This is a genomic window from Octadecabacter sp. SW4 (assembly GCF_008065155.1).
GTDB lineage: Bacteria > Pseudomonadota > Alphaproteobacteria > Rhodobacterales > Rhodobacteraceae > SW4.
The window spans coordinates 1,234,382-1,255,735 of the sequence record NZ_CP042819.1 but is presented as its reverse complement, the minus strand read 5'-3'; the positions used below and the strand labels follow the sequence as shown (position 1 = coordinate 1,255,735).

21 protein-coding genes and 1 pseudogene are annotated in these 21,354 nt (G+C 62.3%); 15 read left to right on the top strand and 7 right to left on the bottom strand.

Going from position 1 to position 21,354, the window contains the following annotated elements:
* The first annotated feature begins 121 nt into the window (after positions 1-121).
* From ccmI to FTO60_RS06240, 3 genes are read left to right on the top strand one after another with little or no spacing between them, the layout of a single operon-like run.
* A complete protein-coding gene (ccmI, locus tag FTO60_RS06250) occupies positions 122-1,375 on the top strand; it encodes a c-type cytochrome biogenesis protein CcmI (protein WP_172623823.1) in 1,254 nt (417 codons plus the stop codon).
* Positions 1,372-1,848, top strand: a complete 477-nt coding sequence (ruvX, locus tag FTO60_RS06245) for a Holliday junction resolvase RuvX (protein ID WP_148055150.1) — start codon at positions 1,372-1,374, stop codon at positions 1,846-1,848. Before ccmI ends, ruvX begins: the two co-directional genes overlap by 4 nt.
* The gene (locus tag FTO60_RS06240) at positions 1,845-2,081 is read left to right on the top strand and encodes a DUF1289 domain-containing protein (protein ID WP_148055149.1); all 237 of its coding nucleotides are present in this window, start codon (positions 1,845-1,847) and stop codon (positions 2,079-2,081) included. Before ruvX ends, FTO60_RS06240 begins: the two co-directional genes overlap by 4 nt.
* Positions 2,082-2,124: 43 nt before the next feature.
* Here FTO60_RS06240 and FTO60_RS06235 read toward each other — a convergent pair whose 3' ends face one another.
* The 4 genes and pseudogenes from FTO60_RS06235 to FTO60_RS06220 form a co-directional block, all read right to left on the bottom strand.
* Positions 2,125-2,865, bottom strand: coding sequence for a hypothetical protein (locus tag FTO60_RS06235; RefSeq protein ID WP_148055148.1), 741 nt, complete (start codon positions 2,863-2,865; stop codon positions 2,125-2,127).
* A 1-nt stretch (position 2,866) separates the two neighbouring features.
* Positions 2,867-3,684: pseudogene (locus FTO60_RS06230) on the bottom strand (sulfite exporter TauE/SafE family protein).
* Positions 3,685-3,693: 9 nt separating this feature from the next.
* A complete protein-coding gene (gene dusA, locus FTO60_RS06225; protein WP_148055147.1) occupies positions 3,694-4,716 on the bottom strand; it encodes a tRNA dihydrouridine(20/20a) synthase DusA in 1,023 nt (340 codons plus the stop codon).
* Positions 4,717-4,912: 196 nt separating this feature from the next.
* Complete coding sequence (locus FTO60_RS06220) at positions 4,913-7,558, bottom strand: cation-translocating P-type ATPase (protein WP_254696913.1); 2,646 nt, start codon at positions 7,556-7,558, stop codon at positions 4,913-4,915.
* A gap of 617 nt (positions 7,559-8,175) precedes the next feature.
* Here FTO60_RS06220 and acsA point away from each other — a divergent pair.
* The 6 genes from acsA to FTO60_RS06190 all read left to right on the top strand — a co-directional run bounded on the left by acsA (position 8,176) and on the right by FTO60_RS06190 (position 14,934).
* Positions 8,176-9,867, top strand: coding sequence for an acetate--CoA ligase (gene acsA / locus FTO60_RS06215; RefSeq protein ID WP_148055145.1), 1,692 nt, complete (start codon positions 8,176-8,178; stop codon positions 9,865-9,867).
* A complete protein-coding gene (gene pdhA / locus FTO60_RS06210) occupies positions 9,864-11,861 on the top strand; it encodes a pyruvate dehydrogenase (acetyl-transferring) E1 component subunit alpha (RefSeq protein ID WP_148055144.1) in 1,998 nt (665 codons plus the stop codon). The genes acsA and pdhA overlap by 4 nt, the downstream gene beginning before the upstream one ends.
* A complete protein-coding gene (locus FTO60_RS06205) occupies positions 11,861-13,084 on the top strand; it encodes a dihydrolipoamide acetyltransferase family protein (protein WP_148055143.1) in 1,224 nt (407 codons plus the stop codon). The genes pdhA and FTO60_RS06205 overlap by 1 nt, the downstream gene beginning before the upstream one ends.
* Entirely contained in the window at positions 13,081-13,326 is a 246-nt protein-coding gene (locus tag FTO60_RS06200; protein WP_148055142.1) for an acyl carrier protein, read from the top strand. The genes FTO60_RS06205 and FTO60_RS06200 overlap by 4 nt, the downstream gene beginning before the upstream one ends.
* Positions 13,323-13,850: a cytochrome c gene (locus FTO60_RS06195; RefSeq protein WP_254696911.1), complete on the top strand. Its 528-nt coding sequence runs from the start codon at positions 13,323-13,325 to the stop codon at positions 13,848-13,850. The genes FTO60_RS06200 and FTO60_RS06195 overlap by 4 nt, the downstream gene beginning before the upstream one ends.
* Before the next feature lie 100 nt (positions 13,851-13,950).
* Positions 13,951-14,934, top strand: coding sequence for a zinc-dependent alcohol dehydrogenase family protein (locus tag FTO60_RS06190; protein ID WP_148055141.1), 984 nt, complete (start codon positions 13,951-13,953; stop codon positions 14,932-14,934).
* A 486-nt stretch (positions 14,935-15,420) separates the two neighbouring features.
* On the opposite strand, the gene FTO60_RS06185 is transcribed toward FTO60_RS06190, so the two are convergent.
* Complete coding sequence (locus tag FTO60_RS06185) at positions 15,421-16,956, bottom strand: bifunctional aminoglycoside phosphotransferase/ATP-binding protein (RefSeq protein ID WP_148055140.1); 1,536 nt, start codon at positions 16,954-16,956, stop codon at positions 15,421-15,423.
* A gap of 131 nt (positions 16,957-17,087) precedes the next feature.
* Between FTO60_RS06185 and FTO60_RS06180 the strand changes: the two genes are divergently transcribed.
* Positions 17,088-17,549: a universal stress protein gene (locus FTO60_RS06180; RefSeq protein ID WP_148055139.1), complete on the top strand. Its 462-nt coding sequence runs from the start codon at positions 17,088-17,090 to the stop codon at positions 17,547-17,549.
* A gap of 25 nt (positions 17,550-17,574) precedes the next feature.
* On the top strand, positions 17,575-17,997 hold the full coding sequence (locus FTO60_RS06175) for a phosphoribosyltransferase family protein (RefSeq protein ID WP_148055138.1): 423 nt from the start codon (positions 17,575-17,577) through the stop codon (positions 17,995-17,997).
* Between the two features lie 217 nt (positions 17,998-18,214).
* Here the strand turns inward: FTO60_RS06175 and FTO60_RS06170 are convergent, their stop codons facing one another.
* Positions 18,215-18,637: a DUF2267 domain-containing protein gene (locus FTO60_RS06170; RefSeq protein WP_148055137.1), complete on the bottom strand. Its 423-nt coding sequence runs from the start codon at positions 18,635-18,637 to the stop codon at positions 18,215-18,217.
* Positions 18,638-19,012: 375 nt separating this feature from the next.
* On the opposite strand from FTO60_RS06170, the gene FTO60_RS17625 reads away from it, so the two are divergent.
* Genes FTO60_RS17625 through FTO60_RS06155 form a run of 4 tightly spaced genes read left to right on the top strand, consistent with a single transcriptional unit; the run spans position 19,013 to position 20,450 of the window.
* Positions 19,013-19,171, top strand: a complete 159-nt coding sequence (locus FTO60_RS17625) for a hypothetical protein (protein WP_172623822.1) — start codon at positions 19,013-19,015, stop codon at positions 19,169-19,171.
* Positions 19,149-19,367, top strand: a complete 219-nt coding sequence (locus FTO60_RS06165) for a hypothetical protein (RefSeq protein ID WP_148055136.1) — start codon at positions 19,149-19,151, stop codon at positions 19,365-19,367. The genes FTO60_RS17625 and FTO60_RS06165 overlap by 23 nt, the downstream gene beginning before the upstream one ends.
* A gap of 57 nt (positions 19,368-19,424) precedes the next feature.
* Complete coding sequence (locus tag FTO60_RS06160) at positions 19,425-19,844, top strand: CBS domain-containing protein (protein WP_148055135.1); 420 nt, start codon at positions 19,425-19,427, stop codon at positions 19,842-19,844.
* A 54-nt stretch (positions 19,845-19,898) separates the two neighbouring features.
* Positions 19,899-20,450 carry an HPF/RaiA family ribosome-associated protein gene (locus FTO60_RS06155; protein WP_148055134.1) on the top strand — a complete coding sequence of 184 codons (552 nt, stop codon included), beginning with the start codon at positions 19,899-19,901 and terminating at the stop codon, positions 20,448-20,450.
* 72 nt (positions 20,451-20,522) lie between these two features.
* Here the strand turns inward: FTO60_RS06155 and FTO60_RS06150 are convergent, their stop codons facing one another.
* Positions 20,523-21,296: a Crp/Fnr family transcriptional regulator gene (locus FTO60_RS06150; RefSeq protein WP_148055133.1), complete on the bottom strand. Its 774-nt coding sequence runs from the start codon at positions 21,294-21,296 to the stop codon at positions 20,523-20,525.
* Between the last annotated feature and the right edge of the window lie 58 nt (positions 21,297-21,354).

Below are 21,354 nucleotides of genomic sequence, written 5' to 3'. Positions count from 1 at the left end.
CAAATGCACAATTTTGCGACATGACCAAGGGGGCGCGGTGATTGGGCGCATCACAATCAGGATTCGGCCCTTTTTTTCGCGCTGCGCACAGGCTACATGTCACCAAAACCGCGAGGAAATCATGCTGTTCTGGATCATCATCTTTGTCATTGCGCTGCTGTCTGGCCTTGCGCTGATTGCGCCGATGTGGCGGCCTGCCGAACCCGGGGAAACCGGGTCCGAGGATGTCGCGCTTTATCGTGCACAACTAAGCGAAGTCGAGCGCGACCTTGCCCGCGGTGTCTTGAACGCGGACGAGGCCGAGCGCACTCGCACCGAAATCGCGCGCCGTTTGCTGGCCGCGGATCAGGCAGCGGGCGAAGAGATGGGCAGCGGGCCTTTGACCCTGAGCCGCGGCGCGAGTGTGGCGGTGCTGGCGGTGACGATCGCCCTCGCCTTTGGGGTCTATTTCTCGCTTGGCGCATTTGACAGCTCTGGCCCCTACCCCGATTTGTCGCGCGCCGAACGGATCGCGGCCGGCAATGACATGCGCGCCAACCGCATGTCCCAGCTTGACGCCGAAGCCACCTATGGCACAGAAGGGGCGATTTTGACCCAAATCCCCCCCGACTACCTTGAGATGATCGACCAGTTGCGTGCCGTGGTCCCCGAAAACCCCGAAGAACTGCAAGGCTGGGAGTTGCTGGCGCTGCACGAGGCACGGATCGGCAACTATGCCGCCGCCACGCGCGCGCAGGAACAGGTGCTGCGCCTCAAGGGGGATGCGGCAACCCTGGAAGACCGGATCGGCCTGCTGGACCGGATGGTCGCGGCGACAAACGGTTTCGTCTCGCCCGAGGCCGAGCAAGTCATGCTGCAGGTGCTGGACGTTGATCCGGGCAACGTGCCTGCGCGTTACTATGCGGGCCTGCTCTATGCGCAGACCGACCGGCCCGATCTGGCCTACCGTCTGTGGCGCGGCGTTTTGGAAAACAGCGACCCCGAAGGGCTTTATGCAGGCCTTGCCAACGCGCAGATTGCCGAAGTGGCCTTTGCCGCGGGCGAAGAATTCGACCCCAACAGCATCACGCCGCGTGGCCCAAGGCCGGCACCGCTCAGCGGTCCATCCCAGGATGATATCGCTGCCGCCGCCGAAATGAACGATGAAGATCGCGCCCAGATGATCGCCGGTATGGTCGCCCAGCTTTCCGAACGCTTGGCAAACGAAGGCGGCACGGCAAGCGAATGGGCCCGCCTGATCACCGCTCTGACTGTGCTGAATGAAACCGACCGCGCGCAGATGATCCTCGAGGAGGCACGCACAGCCTTTGCCGGGCAAGAGGCCGATCTCGAGGTGATCAACGCTGCCGCCGCCCAGGCAGGCCTTGGCGAATGATCCTTGCGGATGCCGCGGCGTTTGCCACCAGCCTCAAGGCACAGGGGGCGCTTGCGGGTCTGGATCTGGGCACGGTGACGATCGGCGTGGCCGTGTCGGACGGAATGCGCGCGGTCGCCAGCCCGCTGGAGACCATCAAGCGCAAGAAGTTCACCCTGGACGCCAACCGCTTGCTGGACATCATCGCCGCGCGTGACATCCAGGGCATCGTGCTTGGCTTGCCGCGCAATATGGACGGCTCCGAAGGGCCGCGCGCCCAGGCGACCCGCGCCTTTGCCCGCAACCTTGAACGGCTGACACCGCTGCCGATCACATTTTGGGATGAACGCCTCTCGACCGTCGCCGCCGAACGCGCCCTGCTCGAGGCAGATACTTCGCGCAGGCGGCGCGCAGAAGTGATCGACAGTGTTGCCGCCGCCTATATCCTGCAAGGCCTGCTTGACCGGCTGGCGCATATCAAGGCCGCCTCATGAGCGACGACATCTGGACACGCGCCGAAATCGACAGCCCGTGTATCAAGGTCTGCGTGATCCATCCCGCCACGCGGCTGTGCACCGGCTGCCTGCGCAGCATCGACGAAATCGGCGCGTGGTCACAGCTCACACCCGAGGCGCGCAAAGCCGTGATGGACGATCTGCCCGCGCGCGCGCCACTGCTGCGCCAACGCCGTGGTGGACGGGCAGCGCGTATCAAGAACGCCCTCTAACACCTTCATCTTGGTAAAAAAACTCCCGCCGGAGGCTCCGGCCCTAGCCGCGCAGCCAATCGGCCGGATCGGGGCATATGGGGCGAAAATAGGCCATCATCCGCCCCTCGGGCGGGGCCGTATCACCTGCTTGCCAGGGTGCGATACCGTGCAGCAGATGACGATCCAGCAGCACCGACGCACCGGCCCGCAACGGCAGCGCCACAGGCGTGCTGGCTGAAAATACGGCCTTTCGCGCGGCCACGTAGGCCTCGGTCACATCGATCGTGCGGGGGTCACGCGCGCCGATGACACCCGCAAGGGCCGCGCGCATCGCCAGATGGCTGCCCGGCCAGACCATCAGTGGACAGGCCGCGCTGTCATTCAAGGCAATCCCAAGGATAAAGGCATGCGGTTCACGCGGGTATCGCCGCCCATCTTCAAGCAGCAATCCATCCACATGGGCCGCGCAGCGCCCTGTGCGATAGCGGAACGCCGCATCGCTTTCGCTGTCCTGGCGCGGATAGCCCGGATAAATCACGGAAAGCTGCGCGCGGTGCCAGTACTGTGGCACATCGATCACGCCCTCCCACGGGCCCGAAAGGGGCACTGCATCAATGCTGCCGTCGCGCCCATTGGGCAGGGCATCCACGCCGACAAACCAGGTGCCCCCGTGGCGCAACCACTGCGCACGCATCGCCGGATCCATTGCGACATCGGTTCCGACCCGATGCGCCGCCTGCGCCCAGGCCGCAACGCGGGCCTCTGGCGCAAATGTCATATAGCCGTGCGTGGCCAGCCCCATGTCAAAACCCCGCCGCCTTGCGCAGCATGTTTAGCGCCACAAGCACCAAAAACACGCCAAACACCCGTTTCAGGGGCTTGGGGTTCATCCGGTGTGCCAGTGCGGCGCCCAGCGGCGCGGTGATCAGCGTCATCGCAATCACCAGACCAAAGGCGATCAGGTTGACGGCGCCGATGCTATAGGGCGGCGCAACGGCAATATCGACGAACATGAACCCAATCACCGATGGCAGCGCGATAATCACGCCAATCCCTGCCGCCGTGGCCACCGCGCGGTGGATCGGCACGCCATAAAGCGTCATCACGGGCACGCCGAACGATCCGCCCCCAATCCCCATCAACACGGACAAGAACCCGATCACGGGCGAGACCACATAGCGCACAGGCCCCTGCGGCATCTGATCACCCAAGCGCCAATCATTGCGCCCGAACACCATGTATAGCCCGACCAGAATTGCCAGCCCGCCAAAGATCGCCTGCAACACCCCCGAGCGCAGCGCGCTTGCCACCGCCACGCCAATCACGGCGCCGACAATGATGCCGGGTGCCCAGCCGCGCAGGATCGTCCAGTCCACCGCGCCCTTCTTGTGATGCGACAGGACCGACCGCGTCGAGGTCACGATGATCGTAGCAAGGGACGTGGCCAGGCACATCTGCATCAACTGCGGGCTGTCATAGCCCATCGCCGAAAACACATAATAAAACGCGGGCACCAGGACGATACCACCCCGACGCCCAAAAGACCGGCCAGCAGCCCTGCAAAGGCCCCGATCGCCAGCAACATGGCGGCCAGGGCCAGCATCAAACTCGGGTCGGTCATGGTGTTCTCCTAGCTGGCGCTGTTGTGGCGTGGGGCAGCGACGGGGGCAAGCCCGGCCTGCGTCACGGCATCAAGCGCGCGCAGGACAACCTCGGGTCCGGCCCCGTCGCGGTGGGCGCCTTCAGAGAGGATGCGCCGCCAGTGGCGCGCACCGGGGCGGCCCGCGAACAGGCCCAGCATATGGCGCGTGATCTGGTGCAAGCGCCCGCCCCCGCGCAGATGCGCGTCAATATAGGGCAACATGTCATGGACCACGTCAGTCGCGCGACGGACGGTGCCTGTGTCGAAAATCACCCGATCAGCCGGCAGCAGAATTGCCGCAGGGTTGTGATAGGCCGCCCGCCCGATCATCACCCCATCCAGGCCGCCGTCCAGAAAGGCGCGCGCCTGCTCCAGCGTATCGATGCCGCCGTTGACAGAGATATGCAGTGCGGGAAACTGCTGTTTCATGGCAAGCACCAGATCGTAGTCAAGCGGCGGAATATCGCGGTTTTCCTTGGGCGACAGCCCTTGCAGCCAGGCCTTGCGGGCATGGATAATAAAGCGCGTGACGCCCGCTGCGGCAACCGTTTCGATAAACTGCGGCAAGACTTCGGCGGGGTTCTGGTCATCCACCCCGATGCGGCATTTCACCGTAACTTCAACATCTTGCGCGGCGATCATCGCAGCGCAGCACCGGGCCACCAGCGCGGGGCGTTCCATCAGCACAGCCCCGAAACTGCCCGATTGCACGCGGTCGCTGGGGCAACCGACATTGAGGTTGATCTCATCATATCCGTGATCCGCGCCGATCCGCGCCGCCTGCGCCAGCTCCTTTGCGTCAGACCCGCCAAGCTGCAACGCGACAGGATGTTCCGACACGTCATGAGCCAACAAATGCACCGCCCCGCCACGCACCAATGCGGGGGCGGTCACCATCTCGGTATAAAGCAGCGCCTCGCGCGTCATCAGCCGATGGAAATACCGGCAATGACGATCCGTCCAATCCATCATGGGGGCAATAGACAATCTAGCGTGTTGATTTATTTGCATTTTGTATCTTCAAACTCTTGGCGGCGGATACTGCTACGCTGGAATACGCCCCAATATCCCCCGATTTACCCCGTTTCGATGACTTCTTGCACACTTAGCGCACACGATATGGCCCGCATAAACAAAGTTCCCCCGGTGGATGACCCATGTCCCGTTCAGACGCAAGGCTGGCTCGGCCCCTGCTCTGGATACAAAGTTATCGTGCCGCAGCCCGATCAGTGAACCATTTGCGAAAAACAACGCTGAACGCCAACGCCACCTGTCCCAGCAATAGCGGGATCAAACTTGCGCTCGTCGCTAATATCAGGCCGTCTTTGCCGGGCGAGACCAGATTCAGCACTGTCGATAGCCCGGGCACCCAAAGCGCGGCACCGATCAGGACCAGACAGAGCGCCAGCGCACCCCAGACAAACGGGTTCCGTGTCACGTCATTGGCAATGATCCGCGTGTCGGCGGCACGGGTGTTAAAGACGTTCCAGAGTTGCCCGAGTGCCAGCGTAAGGAAAGCGACAGTCACGGCCTGGTCGACGGTAAGCTGCATCTGAAACAGCGCTATCACGAAAGCCGTCAGCGTCGCGATGGTTTGCGCCGCGCCCAGTCCCGAAATCCGTAGCCACTCGGCTCGACCGATAATGGGATCAGACGGGTCCCGCGGCGCGCGGTGCATCTCGCGCCCATCGCCTTGCCCCCACCCCAAAGCGAAGGCAGGAAAAACATCCGTGACAAGGTTAAGGTAAAGGATTTGCAGCGGCAGGAGCGGCGCGGGCAGCCCACTGCCCACCGCCACCGTCACGACCAGCACCTCGCTGAGATTGCATGACATCAAGTAGACGATGAACTTGCGAATATTCCCGAAGATAACCCTGCCCTGCCGAATTGCCTCGACGATCGTGGCGAAATCGTCGTCCTTAAGGACCATGTCTGCGGCCTCGCGCGCCACCTGCGTGCCGCGCAGCCCCATTGCCACCCCGATATCCGCCTGTTTCAGCGCCGGGGCGTCGTTGACGCCATCGCCGGTCATCGCGACGATCTGCCCGTCCCGCTGGTGGAATGAGACGAGCGTCAGTTTCGTTTCGGGCGCGACGCGGGCAAAAACATCCGTCGTGCGCAACCGCTCCTGCATCTCTTCGCCGGCGTTGCTCAGATTAAGGTCCGCCAGGTCACGCCCTTCAATCACCGCGGAGCCATCATTTCCGATTCCGGCGTCAGACGCGATCCGCGCTGCGGTGGCGACATGGTCGCCGGTCATCATTACAACGCGGACCCCGGCCGCGCGGCACGCCGCGATGGCAGGCGGCACATCGGCGCGAAGCGGATCAGCCAAACAGACCAGCCCAATCAGTGTCAGCCCCTCGTAAGGCTCTGCCCGTGCGTTGCGCGCGGTCTTCATCGCCAGTCCAAGCGTGCGCAACCCCTTGCCCGCCACCCGTGCGTTGCGGCGCATCCATTCCAACTTCGCGGCGTCGGTAAGTGCGTGCGGTCCGTCGCGCCCGAGGACTTGACTGCAGGCATCGATGACCGCCTCGGGTGCTCCCTTGACCGCGTAGAAGGCGTGATCGGACTCCGCGTGAACGGTCGCCATCATGCGGCGCTCGGGATCAAACGCGTGCTGTTGAAGCCGCCTGTCCCGAAGCGAAACACCAACACGGTCAGCGGCTTCAAGCAGCGCGAGTTCCATTGGATCGCCCGTGCCCTTCTGGTTCCCAAGCCCCAGCTCGGCCGTTGTGCAGGCCGCACCGGTCCGTAAAGCGAGTTCCACAGAAGGATCTTTTGCCTCGGGCTCAAATTCGCCATTCTCCAGCACGACGCGGACGACGGACATTCGGTTTTCCGTGAGCGTGCCGGTCTTGTCCGTCAAAATTAAAGTCGTTGCACCCAGCGTTTCGACGGCCGACAGGCGCCGGATAAGTGCATTACGACGAGCCATTCGCCACATGCCGCGCGCCAGTGACATGGTCGCAACCACCGGTAATCCTTCCGGGATCGCTGCCACGGCCAGGGCAACCGCGGTCTGCATCATGAGGGCCAGTTCCTGTCCGCGCAGGACGCCCGCCAAGGCAGTGCCCGCAGCAAGGATCAAGGTCAACCAGATCAGGGTGCGACCCAGCCGTTCCAGACGAACCTCCAAAGGCGAGGCCTCCCCCTGCGCCGCTTCGACCAGTTGGCTGATCCGCCCCAGTTCGGTGGCCATGCCCGTCGCGGTGACCATAGCTTCGCCAGCCCCACGCGTTATCGCGGTGCCCTTAAAGACCATCGATGTGCGTTCCGCGAGGATCGTATCTTCGGCAACGGGCTCCGGGGATTTGGCCACCGGTGCCGCCTCGCCGGTCAGAATGGATTCGTCGGCCTGAAGGGAAGACGCCTCGCTCAGACGCAGGTCCGCTGTCACCATGTCGCCGCCTTCAAGAACCACCACATCGCCGGGAACCACGTCGCGGGCATCGATCATCTGGACGCGTCCATCCCGGCGAACACGGGTGCGAACCTCGGCGATGCGAAACAATGCTTCCATGGAACGGGCAGCGCGCAACTCGGTAGCGAAACCGATCGCGCCGTTGAGCAAGAGCACAACGATTATCGCACCGCCTTCGGCAATGTCGCCCATGATCAGCGAGATGATGGCAGCCGCTGCAAGCAACCAGACGATCACGCTCCGAAACTGGTGAAACAGCATCGCCATCGCGCTTCTTGGCTTCTGGCGGCGCAGGCGATTGGGACCGTAAGATCCGAGCCGTTGCATGGCCTCGGCCTGCGACAGCCCCGTTTCGGGCTGCACAGCCAGCAATTGGGCGAGCTTCCCGGACGAGCGCGCATGCGGCGCATCGCAGAGTGCCGGTTTCACGGGCTGTCCCATCTGGTCCAAACCCGGAGGCTTGACCGTCCGCGACCCAAGTCCCTGGTCCTTTCTCGACAAAGGTGATTCTCCCGCATGTCCAAGTGGCTTGTCCTACCTATCATTTTCCCAATTGCGACCAAACCGATGTTGGCGGTCATCAATGGATCGTGCTGTGAATGCGACAAACGGCGTGTGCGGTTGAGAGAGTCCGGCAGATCGCGACGGATCAGATGGCTTGCACGCACCTGCCCTAGGGATGCTAATGCGACCGCGCGGAGCATTGACCGCTCGCAACGCCGGTCTGCGATCCAATTGAAAGCCGTCACTGCCGCCGGTTTGAAGTGATCAAGGGGCGAGTGATGAAAATCCACGTCCCCTGGGCCTTGACCGATTGTCAAACCCGCAGGATTTTCCGCGTGGCAGCGGATTGGCTTGCGGATGCGGGTCATATGGCCGAACGCGCATGCCGATCACATCGACCTGACACGCTTGGATGCAGTGTTGCTGGCAGCGCCGGTTCATGGCGAACACGACGGCGATTGACCCGTTGGGTGTATTGATCGCCGTCAATGCGGCCTCGCCCGCCCCACCCCAGTCTACGCAATGAGGAGGACCTTCCGTTGATGACCAACTGGGCAGAAAGCAATGATCTGGACCCGTGGGCCGAGGCCCGCGCGATGCTCGACATGCCCAGCGGTATGCTCAACATCGCCCATGAGGCGGCGGACCGGCATGTAATGCACGGACACGGGGATGAGATTGCCATGCTCTGGCTCGGCAAAGGCCGAGATCGGCAAGAGCTGAGCTATGCCGACATGGCCCGTCAATCCTCGCGTTTTGCAAACGTCCTTGCCGCGCACGGGCTGTCGTCTGGCGACAGCGTTTTCGCGTTGGTGGGTCGCATCCCCGAGCTCTACATAGCCGCGCTTGGCACGTTGAAGGCGGGCATGGTTTTCACACCGCTCTTCTCTGCCTTCGGACCGGAACCCATCCGCACCCGGATGGAGATCGGCGCCGCGAAGGTGCTGATTACAACGCCCGAACTTTACAAACGCAAGGTCGCGGCTTGGCGCGACGAGATCGCGACGCTGAAGCTGGTCCTTGTGACCGGCGAGAATGCGGCCGAGGGCTGCGTCGCTCTCGGCCCCGCGATGGCCGCTGCATCGCCCGATTTCGACACCGTCCCCACCCGGCCCGAGGATCCGGCACTGATCCATTTCACGTCCGGCACGACGGGGCGGCCAAAAGGTGCTGTCCATGTCCACGCGGCGGTGCTTTACCACGCATTCTCGGGGCGGCACGCGCTGGATTTGACGCCCGGAACGACCTATTGGTGCACGGCCGATCCCGGCTGGGTCACCGGCACGTCCTACGGGATCATCGCCCCGCTCGTTCAACGGGTGAAGATGATCGTGGACGAGGCAGAGTTCGACCTGGATCGCTGGTATGCCACGATCGAGCGGGAAAAAATCGAAGTCTGGTATTCCGCGCCAACCGCGATCCGAATGATGATGCGCTCGGGCGCGGACGTGGCAAAGCCATACGACTTTTCCTCGCTCAGGTTCCTTGCCAGTGTTGGAGAGCCGCTGAACCCCGAAGCGGTCGTCTGGTCGGAAAAAGTGTTCGGCCAGCCGTTTCACGACAATTGGTGGCAAACCGAGACCGGCGGGATCATGATCGCCAACCTGCCCGGTATGACGGTCAAGCCCGGCTCGATGGGCAAGCCCATGCCGGGGATCGAGGCCGGTATCGTGGAACGCGGGAACGGTTCGCTAAAGGAACTGGGCACCGGCGAAGTCGGCGAACTGGCGCTCCGACCTGGCTGGCCGTCAATGATGCGGGCCTACCTGAACGAGCAGGCGCGCTACGACAAGTGCTTCGTGGGCGGATGGTATCTGTCGGGCGACCTCGCCATGCGGGACGAGGATGGGTATTTCTGGTTTGTCGGACGGGCCGACGACCTGATCAAGACCTCGGGCCACCTGGTTGGGCCCTTCGAGGTGGAAAGCACGTTGATCGAGCACCCTGCGGTTGCCGAAGCGGGCGTTATTGGCTTGCCCGACCAAACCGCAGGCGAGATCGTGAAGGCCTATGTCACGCTGAACCCGGGTTTCACGGCTGGCGAGGCGCTGGAGCGCGAATTGCGCGGCCATGCCCGCAAAAGGCTTGGCCCGGCAGTTTCTCCGCGCGCGGTGGTTTTCCGCGAAACCCTGCCCAAGACCCGTTCTGGCAAGATCATGCGACGGCTGCTCAAGGCGCGCGAACTGGGCCTTCCGGAGGGCGACATTTCCACGCTGGAGACCGATGAGACATGAGTGCACCAGACAAGCCCAAACTTGACCGAAATCATGTTCTTGCGCTGCTCCGCGACATGATCCGCGTGCGCCGTTTCGAGGACAAGTGTGCCGAGTTATATACCCAAGAAAAAATCCGTGGCTTCCTGCATCTCTATAACGGGGAAGAGGCAATTGCCGCCGGGGTCATCCCGGTTCTGGGACCGCTGGATCGCGTCGTCGCCACTTACCGCGAGCACGGGCACGCATTGATCCGCGGCGTAGCCATGACGAAAATCATGGCCGAGATGTATGGCAAGGCCGAAGGGTGCTCGGGGGGGCGCGGCGGATCGATGCATCTTTTCGATGCCGACACCAATTTCTATGGCGGCAACGCGATCGTGGGCGGCGGTCTGCCGCTGGCGACTGGCCTCGCGCTAGGGGACAGGATGCAGGGTGCGGACAGGGTGACGACCTGTTTCTTTGGCGAGGGCGCCGTTGCGGAAGGCGAATTTCACGAGGCGATGAACTTGGCTGCGCTCTGGTCCCTGCCGGTTCTGTTCGTCTGCGAGAACAACGGCTACGCGATGGGTTCGGCGCTGACACGGACCGAGTCGGAAATCGATATCCGCGAAAAGGCAGCCTCATACGGGCTGGAGGCGCACCAGGTCGACGGCATGGACGTCGTCGCAGTCGAGGTTGCCGCGCGCAAGGCCATCGCGAAAATCCGCGAGACCGGCAAACCGATGTTCATCGAGTGCAAGACCTACCGGTTCCGCGCGCATTCCATGTTCGACGCGCAACTCTATCGCGACAAGGCCGAGATCGATGAGTGGCGCAAGCACGGCCCGATCGTCCGCTTCCAAGGCTGGCTGCTTGAGAACCACCTGATCCACGACAACGATGTGGACCAGATCGAAGCCGAGGCCGATGCCGAGATCGCCCATGCCGTGGCCTTTGCCGAGGACGCAACATGGGAGCCGGTCGAACAGCTGGCACAGAACGTGCATGGACCGGCGCCCGCACCGCCCGAACCAACAAAGCCCGCGGGCGCGCTTGTGGAAATCACCTACCGCGAGGCGGTGAAACAGGCGATCCGCGACGCGATGATCCGTGACGACAGGGTCTTCCTCATGGGCGAGGACGTGGGGGCCTATGGCGGCTGCTACGCGGTCTCGAAAGGCTTGATGGCGGAATTCGGCGAGGACCGGATCCGCGACACGCCGCTGTCGGAAAGCGGGTTCACCGGCGCGGGCATCGGCGCGGCGACGGTCGGGATGCGGCCGATCGTCGAACTGATGACCGTCAATTTTTCGTTGCTGGCCCTCGACCAGATCATGAACACCGCGGCGACGATCCGGCACATGTCGGGCGGCCAATTCGGCGTTCCGCTGGTGATCCGCATGGCGACCGGGGCGGGCAAGCAATTGGCGGCGCAGCATTCGCATAGCCTGGAAGGTTGGTATGCGCATATTCCGGGGCTGAAGGTTCTGGCCCCTGCCACGCTGGAGGACGCGCGCGGCATGCTCTGGACAGCGCTTCAGGACCATGACCCGGTGCTGATCTTCGAGAATGTGATGCTTTACAACATGACGGGCAAGATAGACAGCAACACCGGTGCGGTCGATATCGCGAAAGCCAGATTGCGGCGCGAGGGGCGCGACCTGACCCTGATCACGTATGGCGGGTCGCTGTTCAAGACGTTGCAAGCAGCAGAGGAGTTGGCAAGTGACGGGATCGAGGCCGATGTGATCGACCTGCGCAGTCTTCGCCCGCTGGATGACGCCACGATCATGGCTTCTGTTACAAAGACGCGCCGCGCATTGATCGTGGACGAGGGCTGGCGCAGCGGATCACTGGCCGCCGAGGTGTCGGCCCGGATCATGGAGCAGGCCTTTTGGTCGCTTGATGCACCGGTGGGGCGTGTCTGCTCGGCAGAAGTTCCGATCCCCTATCCCAAACATCTGGAAGACGCGGCGATACCGCAGGTGCCCGGCATCGTGGCGGCCGCACGAGCGATGTTGGGACGGGCCTGATGGGTATTTTCACCATGCCGTCACTCGGGGCCGACATGGAGGCGGGCACGCTGGTCGAGTGGCTGGTGAAACCGGGCGACGAGGTGCATCGAGGCGACGCAGTCGCGGTGGTCGAGACCCAGAAGGGCGCCATCGAAATCGAATGCTTCGACGACGGAAAAGTGCTGGAATTGCAGGCCGATCTTGGTGCGACCCTGCCCGTGGGCGCGCCGCTGGCGCTGATCCTTGGCCCCGACGAGGCCGCCCCCGCACCCAAGCAGCCCGCAGCGCCGACTGTTGCCGCCAAGCCCGAAACCATGCCCGCACCAGCCATTGCCGACAGGCCGAAAACCGCCCCCCATCCGGTGGTTGCCGACAAGCCCGAAGCCAGGCCTGACCCTGCGGTTACGGCCCCACTGCCCGGCGGTGCCACCCCTGCCTCGCCTGCCGCGCGCGTCCGTGCCAGTGAACTTGGGATCGACCTGGCAACGATCACAGGAAGCGGACCGGCGGGCGCGGTTCTGCTGACGGATCTGGAGGCGCGCAAACCGGTCACAGCGACGGTGCAGACCGCCTCGCCGATGGTCGAGATGCGCAAGGCCATCGCCTCGGCGATGGCGCGCTCCAAACAGACGATCCCGCATTTCTACCTGTCAGAGACCATCGATGTGCAGCCCGCCCTCGACTGGATGGACGCCCGGAACGCAGATCGGGCGCCCTCGGACCGGCTGCTCTTGGGTGCGCTGTTCGTGCGGGCCACGGCGCTGGCTGCGGCAAAGGTGCCTTCGGTGAACGGGCAATTCGTCGACGGCTCCCTGCGCCCAGCCGATCAGGTAAACGTCGGCGTCGCCGTGGCCTTGCGGGGCGGCGGTTTGGTCGCCCCGGCGTTGATCGACGCGGGCGCGATGTCGATCGACAAGACGATGGCGGGTATGCGCGATCTGGTTTCCCGCGCGCGGACGGGGCGGCTCCGATCCTCGGAAATGACCGAAGGTACGATCACGCTTTCCAGCCTGGGCGAAACCGGGGCCGAGGCGATGGCCGGCGTGATCTTTCCGCCGCAGGTCGCGCTGATCGGCCTGGGGGCGCCCAAGCTGCGCCCATGGGTCGTGGGCGGCGCGGTCGAGCCACGGACCGTTGTTTCATTGACCCTGTCGGTCGATCACCGCGTGAGCGACGGTCGACAGGCGGCTCACTTTATCAAAGAGTTCCAATCCCTCATCGCTTCGCCGGAGACACTATGACCAAAGATGACATTCGCACCGCTTTCACCGAAGAACTGCTCGCCATCGCCCCCGACATCAACGCCGCGACCCTGGGCGAGGACGATCACCTGCAGGACGATCTGGAACTCGACTCGATGGATGTCCTGAACCTGGTGACCGCGCTGCATCGAAGGCTGAATATCGACATCCCGGAAACGGATTATCCCAAGATCGCCACGCTGGCGCTTGCGGTGTCCTATCTGACCGATCGGGTGACGTGATCGACAACGGTCCGCCGCGCTGGAGATTGATAGCCGTCAATGCACCGAGGGTTTTCCCAGAGCAAGGTGAATCAGGATTTTCAAAACCAAGAAGGAAAGATATCATGATTTATAATTGTGGACATTTCGCGCAAGCTTTTTCAGTGCTTGCGGTTGCGGCGTTCTCTCTTTCGGCCACGCCCGCAATATCGCAGGAAACCGGGCGGCAGGAATACATGAACTATTGCTCGTCCTGCCATGGTGACACAGCCAAGGGTGACGGCGAAGTCGCTCAGTTTTTAAGCGTCAACACCCCTTCTCTGACCTCACTTTCCGAACAGAACGATGGTGAATTTCCGCTTCTCGAGGTCATCCAGATCATCGACGGACGGTCTGGTTTGGGTCCGCACGGCACGTTGATGCCGGTTTGGGGCGACCGCTACAAGGAAGAATCGATCCGCACGTCGGGGGAGTATGGCGCAGAAGTGATCGTGCGCGGGCGGATCCTGTCGCTTGCCACCTACCTGCAATCAATACAGGAATAGGCGGGCGGAAGCGCAACAAGATGCATTGGGGCATTGTTCTGTGAAATGTCCTGAAAATCAGGTGGCAATGCCCGGTTGCCACAACAGGTAGTGGACACCCATGCGCGCGATGGTCTTGGAAAAGCAGAACGCCCCGCTGGTCGCCCGCGAGTTGCCCGACCCCGTCCCGGGGCCGGGCGAAGTGCGGCTCAGGGTAGAGGCCTGCGGCGTCTGCCGCACCGATTTGCATATTCTTGATGGCGACCTGTCCCATCCCATCCTTCCACTGATACCCGGGCACGAGATCGTCGGGCGTATCGACGCGCTTGGCGCGGGTGTGGACAGTCTGACACTGGGCCAACGGGCCGGTGTGCCTTGGCTGGGCCGCACATGCGGGACATGTCCGCATTGCCGCGCACATCGCGAGAACCTTTGCGACACGCCAGCATTCACGGGCTATACCCGAAACGGCGGCTATGCCGAACTATGCGTGGCAGACGCCGCATATGTCTTTCCTCTGCCCGACGATGCGGACCCGGTGCGGCTGGCACCACTGCTTTGCGCGGGGCTGATCGGATATCGCACGCTGAAGCGCGCTGGTTCCGCCGACCGCATCGGGCTTTACGGGTTCGGGGCGGCGGCGCATATCCTGTGCCAGCTCTGCGTCTGGCAAGGCAAAGAGGTCTATGCCTTCACCAGGCCCGGCGACAAGTCGGCGCAGGCCTTCGCCCGTCGTCTGGGCGCGGTCTGGGCAGGCACGTCTGACGCCAGCCCACCCGAACCGCTGGACGCAGCGCTGATTTTTGCGCCGGTCGGCGCGCTTATTCCAAAGGCACTGAAGGCGGTTCGCAAGGGCGGCTGTGTCGTGTCGGGCGGTATTCATATGAGTGATATCCCGACGTTCCCCTACGCCGATTTGTGGCATGAACGGGTCATCCGCTCGGTTGCGAACTTGACGCGCAGCGATGGTGACAAATTTCTGCCGCTGGCCCTCGAAGCCGGCATAGAGACCGAAACGACGGCCTATCACCTTGAACAGGCCAATCGCGCGCTGGATGACCTTCGCTCCGGGCGGGTCACCGGGGCCGCCGTTCTGGTTCCCTGACGCGGGTACATATCTATTTGTTTTCAAGGGTTTTTTACCGGCTTGATCGGTTGGAGCCAACCATAATGAACCACCAGAAGACCCAGGTGGGCCTCACGACAGCATGCGCTGCATGTCGATTTTTTCACGGAAGAATAGGCGTGCCACCGCACCAACATATTGTCAGCATTCCCTTGCTTGGTCGCCGGGTCTCGCGGATGGCTGGCGCGTATCAAACTGCCCGATGCCGTTGATCGGTGGCGGGCCGATACCGAGATGCTTGCCCTCACCCGCATCGCGCTTTCAGGACTCTGTGCCAAGACGTCGCGTGGGATCGTGCCCGGCGCCCCGCATTTATGCAAAGAGTCGGGCGCATTTCATCAGATGGCAGAGCGCGGCGCCGTGGTTCCAAGGCGCGTATACTCCGAAAACGACCTTGACGGCCTGACGAAAGCCTGAGGGTTATCTGGCCCAGTTTTAGGATGGGTCCTGCGTCTGACCGGATGCTTAGACCCAAGAAGGATCAAGGGCCATATCCACAGCAACAGTTGCCTTGACCTGCTCGAGCACTGATCGAGGGTCACCGGACGCATCGATATGCAACCAGGTCATTTCCCCGCGCCAGGCGGTCAGTTGGCGTTTCAGGACGTCGATATCCGCGTCAGAGGCGTCACCCTGCCGTGACCGCAGGCGCCCCTCAAGAAGGTGCTCGGGCGCGGCGAGCCAAAGACCGTGAAAGGGCAGGTTTGCGCGCACGGCCAGGTTTTGGGCAGCGGCGCGCAGCTGCGGGTCCACGAAGGTGGCGTCAAGAACAACCGAATGACCCGCGGCAAGCATTGTCGCGGCGCGCGCGAACAGATCACGATAGACATCGTCGCGGCGGTCCGCGGCATAGGCGCTGGGATCAAGCCGCGTTCCGGCAGGCAAGCCGGCCTTTCGTTCAAGGTCCGAACTGAGCAGGGCCGCCCCGGGCAGTGCGCCCAACGTTGATGCCAATGCGCGGGCCAGAACACTCTTGCCACTTCCCGAATATCCGCCAACGGCGATCAACCGCGGCGCCTTGGGCTGCAAGGCGGCGCAAGCAAGCTCCAGATAGGCTGCCACGTCCTCCCCCGATTTGCCCGACTGCCCGCGTGCCCGGTCGGTCTGCAACAGCACCATCGCGCGGATTGCGGCCCGAACCGACAAGAACAACGGCAGCGTCGCCAGTCCGGCATCCTCATTTCCGCGCGCCGCGCGCAGCCAGGCATCCAGCACCCTGCACCCCTGCCTGCGAAGATTGCGATGACACAGGTCCATGACGAGAAAGGCGATGTCGTAAAACACGTCACAGGTTCCGAGCGTTTCGTCGAACTCCAAGGCGTCATAAAGCACGGGCCTCCCTTCGATAACGACGAGGTTGCGCAGGTGGAGGTCCCCGTGGGCGCGGCGCACATGACCATCCCGGGCGCGGCTGTCCAGAAGCGGCCCATTGGTCGCGAGACGCGCCGCCGCTGCCTTTCCCCATTCCGCCGCCCGGGCGGTTCCCGCTGCACCAGGGAACCCGGCAAAGACACGCCCTAACTCCGCCAGGATATCCGCGATTAGAATGCGGCCCGGGTGCCGTCTCACCGGAGCTGTCGCGTGATAGTCTGCGATCGCTTCCCCGACAGCGGTGGCAAGACGGTCGTCGAGGGCGCCGCGGTCGGCAATGCGCTCAAATTCGTTTTCGGCCGGAAAGCGCCACATCCGCAGAACCCAATCGACGACCGGACCGTCGCCGTTCAGAGCAACCCCCGTGTCACTTTGCGTCACCGGTAACATGTCACGGTAAATCTCGGGGGCGGCCGGTTGGTTCAGTTCCAGTTCGCGGGCAATCAGGCTTTTTCGGAGCGCGACCGTGCTCAGATCCATGTAGTCGTATTTGACGGCACGTTTCAGCTTCAAGGCTGTGTCGCCGCAAAGAAACACATAGGCGCCATGAGTCTCAATGACCTCGACGGGGTCATCAGCGGCGAACGCACGGCCCGAGGAGAGGAATTTGATCGTTTCGGCCTGTTCCATCGAAAGCCCCCGTTGGCAGCACCAGTGTCCCCCACGACCGATCTGTGCCGCATTGACGCCGCGCAATGTTATAGCCCGGGCAACATGCAATGGTCAGACGAAATCTCGCATCAGAGAGGGAGCAAGAAGCAATGGGAGATAAAATCGTCGTAGCCACGGACGGCTCGGATACGGGACACCGCGCAGTCGACTTCGCGGCAGCACTGTCAAACAAGCTTGGTCATTCACTGTGCATTGTTCACGTGTTGATGCACGGGCGGCCCGCCAAGGAATTCGCGAAAATGGCAGAAGTCGAGGGGCTCGCCAAACCGGCCGACGACAGCGGGGGCACGGCCCGCATGATCGCGGCGCTTGGCGAACATGTGGCCGGGTCTGCCCGACAGCGGGCCGAGGAGGCCGGCGCGCGCGATGTGACGACCCGGATTTGCGTCGGTGATATCGCCGATGAAATCCTGGATGTGGCCGAGGCCGAAACGGCAGATATTCTGGTAATGGGCCGCCGGGGACTGGGCCGCGTGCGCGAAGTGCTGCTTGGCAGCGTATCACAAAAGGTACTGCACCACGCCAACTGTAAGGTGGTCATTATTCCCTGAAACAAGCACCGGAGGTAACGTCCGCATGTTTACGCACCGACGCGAGACTGGTCAGAGACTGCTGAATCGACTTGGACAGCTTGATCCCCAAAACACAGTCATTCTGGCGCTGCCGCGCGGCGGGTTACCCGTTGCCGATGTGATCGCACAAGCGCTTGGCGCTCTGCTTGATGCCGTGTTGGTCCGCAAGGTCGGCGTTCCCGGGCAGCCGGAATTCGCGGTTGCAGCGGTGACCGATGGCAAGACCCCGAAAATCACCGTCAAGGAGGATGTGGCGCGGATCGCACAGGGTAGTCCACAATCAACACGGCCCCGGCAAGCCCACGCGGCAGGATCCGGGCACCGGGACGACGACATGCAGCACGTCCGCGCAAGGCGGGCTGCCCAGATGATGCTGCATCTCGCGCAGATGGGCGCGTTGATCCGAGCATCGCGCAAAAGACGATGACAAAACCGAAGGCCGATGCCCGCAGCCCTTCGTTGCTTGCGATGAAAGGTAACCACAAGGTCACCCAAGCTGACGATTTCCGAAAGTCGGGTGACCAGACCGGCCCTCGATCGGCGATCCGGTCTTGAACAACGCCTGCTTGGCCTTCAGCGACATGTCGATAGCTGCCCATACCGTTTGAACAAGGGGCCGACCGGCAAAGACATACGGCCCGGGTCTATTCCCAAAGCTCCTGAACGGGTTTGCGCATGGCGTGCTTGACCTGTTCGAATTCGCCCCAGGATACATGCCGACGCAAAAGGTCGATGACCGCCGCCACGGCCCGATCCGGATCGTCCAACGGCTCCTTTTGAAACCGCGACGAAACCCGCTCGATCAGGTCACTCTTGTTGCGTCGCTTGGCCGGAGTTTTTGAAGGATTCCAGCCTTCGAAATAGACGCCGCGCACCAGCACCGGAAGCTGCGCCGCCAGATCCGCGGCTTCATCAACCGGTAGAAAATCACGAATGGCGTGTAACGTCTCGTGCAGAAGCACGTATGCCCGTGGCTTTGGAAACCCCAGATCGTCGCTGAGTTCGTTCAGCCATTCGGCAAAAACCTGCGGAGCATGATCGAGCGTGGCGATACCGGTTGTGGTCATGAAAACACCTGTCGCTTGAATATCGTTGGACCCCATGATCGCCGATAATCGCGAGCGGTGCATTGATGGCCGTCAATACCGCGCCCCTGCCCGTCTGCGACGAAGGGTGGGCTTTTCCTTGTGTCAACGGATCCGACAGATTGCCCGGATCACGGGATCCGATATCGCCCGACAAAAGGCGCGCGACTTGGACGGTGGGGCACCAGGCGCGACTGCCCGTGGATGTCTGCGGGCAGGATCGCCTCGTGCTGCATTCCCTGACCGGTGATCCGCAGGCATGCGCAAACGACAAGACCAGTGGTCAGGCGACCGTGTCGCCACGATCCGGTGACGACCCACTACGTCGCCCACCTGTTCAAGGCAGCAGGGGTGGTAATGGTCATGACCCGCGACAGTCACATTCTCGCGGCCTTCAAGAACGCTATTCGCCGCCGGACACTCGATCTATCAAACGACAGGCTGTTTGCGATGCGTATCGCCGCGCAAGGTTCGAAACAGCCCCCCGGCAAGCGTGCCCGGATCCCTGTGGTGTGAAACGCGCCCAACTGGTGCGCAACGCGCCGGGGATGTGACGGGGTGTGCGCTCTACGTCCTCACCCTGACCGACAGGGTCGCTGCTGTCGTGTTGGGCAGTGGCGGCCTCGGCGGCTGGACGCGCATTCTGGCCTGTGCCCTGCTGATTGCCGATGCGATCGAACGATTGCACAAGGCGCTTGACGGCAGTCAATGAAACCGAAGCCATGGAGACTATCATGCAGCCAAAGCAACGCTGAAAGGAATCTCGCAAATGGAAATTGTTGCGGCAATGCACGAGCGGGCTGACTGGGCCAGTGCCGACACGCCCGTCAGCGAGGTGGCGAAGATGATGCAAATGAATGATGTTGGCGCGATTCCGGTCGCCAAGGATGACAAACTGATCGGCATGGTCACCGACCGTGATATCGCGCTTCGGGTGGTTGCCAAGCGACGCGATCCGACAAAGACGACCGCCGAGGCGATCATGACCACGGGCATCGTCTATTGCCGGACGACCGAATCGGTGGAAGACGCCATTCATCTCATGGACCAGAAGAAGATCCGCCGTCTTCCGGTTATTGACGATGACAAACGGCTCGTGGGCATGCTGAGCCTTGGCGACATTTCTCACGCGGTCAGCCGGGAATTATCCGGCGAACTCCTGCATGCCGTGGCGGATCACCATCCATGATCCACAGTGCCCGTTTGCTCCATTTTGATGATGTCCGCTGTCCGGGGGCTCAAGATGCAGATTGAACCGATCATCTCCTATCACAATGTCGATCCCTCACCGGCGGTCGAAAATCTGGTGCACCGGCGCATCAAGGTGCTGGAACGACGCGACGACAGCCTCACCGGTTGCGAGGTGACGATGGGGGCGCCGCAGAGAAAGAAGCGGCACGGGCGCGTCTTCAAGGTTCGGCTCAACCTGCACTTGCCCGGCCCTGATGTGTCGATTTCACGGGAAATCGCCCAAGGCAGCGCGCAGGACGATTTGATCCTGGCCCTGAACCGTGCTTTCACCGCCGCCGAGAAAGCATTGAAGAAGCGCAAAAAGAAAATGGACGGCGTTGAGGTAAAGCATCATCCGCCGGTGCTTCACGGCGAAATCGCCGAACTGGAGCCCGAACTTGGATATGGCTGGGTCCAGGCCGATGATGGCCGCAGGGTATATTTCCAGCGCGACAGCCTGACCTCTGACGATTGGAAGCGTCTGAACAAGGGCACCCGGCTCAGGTTCCGCGAGATGCAGGGTGACAAGGGGGCCTACGCCGCGTCAGTGACGATCGCGAATTGAGGCAGATCAGCGGTGGAGGAAACCCAGCCCCCCGATCATCCCAAGCGATCCGGGCTGATCTCTCGACATCGGTCAGCGCTCGGGGCGATGGTTCTTCAAAAGGTCCTGGAGGGTGGCGATCGCCTCGATTTCATCTACGTCGGCCGCCAACGCCAAAGCTTTGGTGTCCCGTATCAAGATGCGGTTGGGCTCGAGAATGTCGATAACCCCCTGATCGCTAAGCGAATGCAGGGAGCGAGAGATTGATTCCGGCCGTGTGCCCAACAGATGGGCCAGATCGGCCCGACTGATCGGTATATTGACCTCGATGCCTTCCGGACTCAGTTGCAGAATATGGTCGATATTGTGAAAGCGCGAACACATCAGCAGCAGGAATCCGGCAATTCGGCCGACGATCTTCTGGTTTGACACAATGATCAACCACTCGCGCGCCCGGTCCAATTCGTTGGTGATATTCAACAGCACAGCGCGTTCAAGGTCCGGCGATTGCGTCAGCAGAGCCTCGAATTGGGCACGGGGGAACGCGCAAATTTCCGCGTCTGTCGCGGCCTCGATGGAAAACTCTGCCGCGCCGTCGAAAACCCTGCCAAACACATCTCCCTCGACAAGAAGCCCGACAATATGCTCGCGCCCATCCACCAGTGTCTTTTGTATACGCAAGATGCCCGACAGAACGCAGCATATGAAATTGGATTTCTCCTGCGCATGAACGACTGTTTGGCTGGCGCGATAGCTTTTCACGCGGCACATCGCGTCCAGCGCGTCCCGTGTTTCCGGACGAATCTGCGAAAACACCTTCTGTCCAGCCAAAGCCAGGCGCGGCCCCTCGCGGGTCTTTCTCGCCATATCTCGCGCGCCCCCAATTGTCTGGCCAAGCTAGCGAATCGCGCCACCTTCGTTTTGA

Coding starts and splice junctions, on each gene's coding strand:
- ccmI (WP_172623823.1), top strand. CDS start 122: ATGCTGTTCTGGATCATCATCTTTGTCATTGCGCTGCTGTCTGGCCTT.
- ruvX (WP_148055150.1), top strand. CDS start 1,372: ATGATCCTTGCGGATGCCGCGGCGTTTGCCACCAGCCTCAAGGCACAG.
- FTO60_RS06240 (WP_148055149.1), top strand. CDS start 1,845: ATGAGCGACGACATCTGGACACGCGCCGAAATCGACAGCCCGTGTATC.
- FTO60_RS06235 (WP_148055148.1), bottom strand. CDS start 2,865: ATGGGGCTGGCCACGCACGGCTATATGACATTTGCGCCAGAGGCCCGC.
- dusA (WP_148055147.1), bottom strand. CDS start 4,716: ATGCAAATAAATCAACACGCTAGATTGTCTATTGCCCCCATGATGGAT.
- acsA (WP_148055145.1), top strand. CDS start 8,176: ATGACCAACTGGGCAGAAAGCAATGATCTGGACCCGTGGGCCGAGGCC.
- pdhA (WP_148055144.1), top strand. CDS start 9,864: ATGAGTGCACCAGACAAGCCCAAACTTGACCGAAATCATGTTCTTGCG.
- FTO60_RS06205 (WP_148055143.1), top strand. CDS start 11,861: ATGGGTATTTTCACCATGCCGTCACTCGGGGCCGACATGGAGGCGGGC.
- FTO60_RS06200 (WP_148055142.1), top strand. CDS start 13,081: ATGACCAAAGATGACATTCGCACCGCTTTCACCGAAGAACTGCTCGCC.
- FTO60_RS06190 (WP_148055141.1), top strand. CDS start 13,951: ATGCGCGCGATGGTCTTGGAAAAGCAGAACGCCCCGCTGGTCGCCCGC.
- FTO60_RS06185 (WP_148055140.1), bottom strand. CDS start 16,956: ATGGAACAGGCCGAAACGATCAAATTCCTCTCCTCGGGCCGTGCGTTC.
- FTO60_RS06180 (WP_148055139.1), top strand. CDS start 17,088: ATGGGAGATAAAATCGTCGTAGCCACGGACGGCTCGGATACGGGACAC.
- FTO60_RS06175 (WP_148055138.1), top strand. CDS start 17,575: ATGTTTACGCACCGACGCGAGACTGGTCAGAGACTGCTGAATCGACTT.
- FTO60_RS06170 (WP_148055137.1), bottom strand. CDS start 18,637: ATGACCACAACCGGTATCGCCACGCTCGATCATGCTCCGCAGGTTTTT.
- FTO60_RS17625 (WP_172623822.1), top strand. CDS start 19,013: ATGGTCATGACCCGCGACAGTCACATTCTCGCGGCCTTCAAGAACGCT.
- FTO60_RS06160 (WP_148055135.1), top strand. CDS start 19,425: ATGGAAATTGTTGCGGCAATGCACGAGCGGGCTGACTGGGCCAGTGCC.
- FTO60_RS06155 (WP_148055134.1), top strand. CDS start 19,899: ATGCAGATTGAACCGATCATCTCCTATCACAATGTCGATCCCTCACCG.
- FTO60_RS06150 (WP_148055133.1), bottom strand. CDS start 21,296: ATGGCGAGAAAGACCCGCGAGGGGCCGCGCCTGGCTTTGGCTGGACAG.